At 60.0% G+C, this 2150-nt stretch carries 3 protein-coding genes; all 3 read left to right on the plus strand.

Going from position 1 to position 2150, the window contains the following annotated elements:
• A partial coding sequence (locus ACREC7_RS16400) for an MBL fold metallo-hydrolase (RefSeq protein WP_431556754.1) occupies positions 1–710 on the plus strand: 710 nt, incomplete at its 5' end.
• A 258-nt stretch (positions 711–968) separates the two neighbouring features.
• Entirely contained in the window at positions 969–1709 is a 741-nt protein-coding gene (locus ACREC7_RS16405; protein ID WP_431556755.1) for an ABC transporter permease, read from the plus strand.
• Positions 1702–2150 (plus strand): ATP-binding cassette domain-containing protein (locus ACREC7_RS16410; RefSeq protein ID WP_431556756.1); only part of this gene is annotated, 449 nt, incomplete at its 3' end. The genes ACREC7_RS16405 and ACREC7_RS16410, both read left to right, overlap by 8 nt.

Consider the following 2150-nt stretch of genomic DNA (forward strand, 5'->3'; position numbering starts at 1 on the left):
GTCATCACCACTACGACCATATGGGTGACTATCCTCGGTTGCTGTTGACGCGCTGGGACCAGGGCGCCGGGAAGATACCGGAGCTCGAGGTCTTCGGCCCGCCGCCGCTTTCGCTGATCACCGAGCGCTTGATAGCCGACGATGGAGTATTCGGGCCGGACTTGATATCGCGCACGCAGAACCAGGCCAGTATCGATGTCTATCGTGCCCGCGGCGGCGAAGGCGCGCGGGCCCGGCCGCAACCCAAGGTGACCGAGCTCGCCACCGACGACGTGGTGCAGCGAAATGGATGGTCGGTGCGTGTCGCCAAAGTCAATCATTTCGCCCCTCACCTTACGTCCTACGGTTATCGCCTGGATGCCGATGGAAAATCCTTCGTCTATTCGGGCGATACGGGACCCAGCCGTGCACTGGCAAAGCTGGCGCAGTCCTGCGACGTGCTGGTTCACATGTGTCACTACCTGAGCGGGACCGAGCTCAGCAAGACATTCAGCACCTTCACCATGGGTCACCTCGAAATGGCTGAAATAGCGAGAGAAGCCGACGTGCGCAATCTGGTGATCACGCACGTGACCGAGCAGTTCGACCGGCCTGGGCTGCGAGAACGGGTGATCCGTGAAGTCGGTGAAATCTACAAGGGCAACATTCTGTTCGGAGATGACCTGATGGAGATTCCGATGGATGGCTGCCAGGCAGCCAAGCTTGCCTAGCGGGAAACCTCGACTGGCTCGTGCTGAGAGCCTGCGGGGATGGAACAGCGGCGTGCCGACACAGGAATCGCGTCACGGTGATGAACCGAGTGCAGTTTCAACGGGACTGTCGATGCCGGATTTCTTGCCGCGATACGGGACCGACGCGCGATCCCAGGCACCGCTTGCGGCTTGCGGGACTTCATCGCTGACCAGGTGATGCTAAGAGAAGCCGCGGAAGGCGCAAGGCCGTGGGTAAGGTTCAGGAGCAATTCGCTCGTGCTCCAACTCGCTTCACTGATTGCCGTCATTGCGGCATGGCAGGTCATCTCCGGCCCGATAATCAACTCCTATTATCTGAGCACGCCGCGCGCTGTCTTTTCGCAGATCGTGCTCTGGATCACGAGCGGCGCGTTATGGCCTCATCTTGTTTCCACGCTTGTTACGACGCTTGTCGGCTTCGCGATTGCTGCTGCCGTCGCCATTCCGCTCGCACTCTGGATCAGCTCACACCCGTTCGTCGACAGGGTGCTGAGTCCAATGATCTATGCCGCTTATTCGATGCCCAAGATCGTCCTGGCGCCGGCTCTGATCCTTTGGCTCGGAATCGGTCACCTGCCTGCCGTCACTTTGTCGGCGGTGACTGCGTTCTTCCTGGTGTTTTTCAATTTCTATCTTGGCCTCAAGCAAGTGCCGAGCATCTATGCCGATACCGCGGCGCTACTGGACGCGTCGGGTTTGGACACTGCCTTGAAATTCCGCTTGCCGGCAGCATCCGCCCATCTGGCGACGGGGATCAGCCAGGGTTTGATCTATGCGTTTCACGGTGCGCTGGTAGGCGAGATGACTGCCTCGGACACCGGCATGGGCTATTTGATCCTGTTTGCGGGTTCCAAGATGGATTCCACCGGCGTGATGGCAGGCCTGATGATCGTCGGCACTTTGGCTCTCCTGCTGACGCGCTTCCTGAATTTTGCATTCCGCACCGTTGTTCAGCCCGGGGCTGAAGGCCATGTCTGAAGTCGGCTTGGCTCCATCAAAGTGTGCGGCCGTCGATGCCCAGCAGGTGCTCGCATTTGAAGGCGTCAGCAAGAAGTTCGGGGACATTGCGGCGGTTGAACGTATCAGCCTCACCGTCGGCCATGGGGATTTCGTCGCGCTCGTAGGCCCTTCCGGTTGCGGCAAGACAACCTTGCTCAATCTTGCCGCCGGGCTCGCTCGGCCGGACACGGGCATCGTGCGTTACGGCGGCACGCCTCTGTTGAAGCCCAATACCAAAGCCGGATATCTCACCCAGGACGACGCCTTGCTACCGTGGCGCGACGTCCTGACAAACGTGGCATTGCCTCTCGAGATCAAACGCGTCGACCGGTCGATTCGTCTAAAGCAGGCGAGGGAGATCATCAGCAAAGTCGGCTTGGCGGGCTTCGAGAATAGACGCCCGTCGGAGCTCAGCGGGGG

The organism is Methyloceanibacter sp., from assembly GCF_050728395.1.
Classification (GTDB): Bacteria; Pseudomonadota; Alphaproteobacteria; order Rhizobiales; family Methyloligellaceae; genus Methyloceanibacter.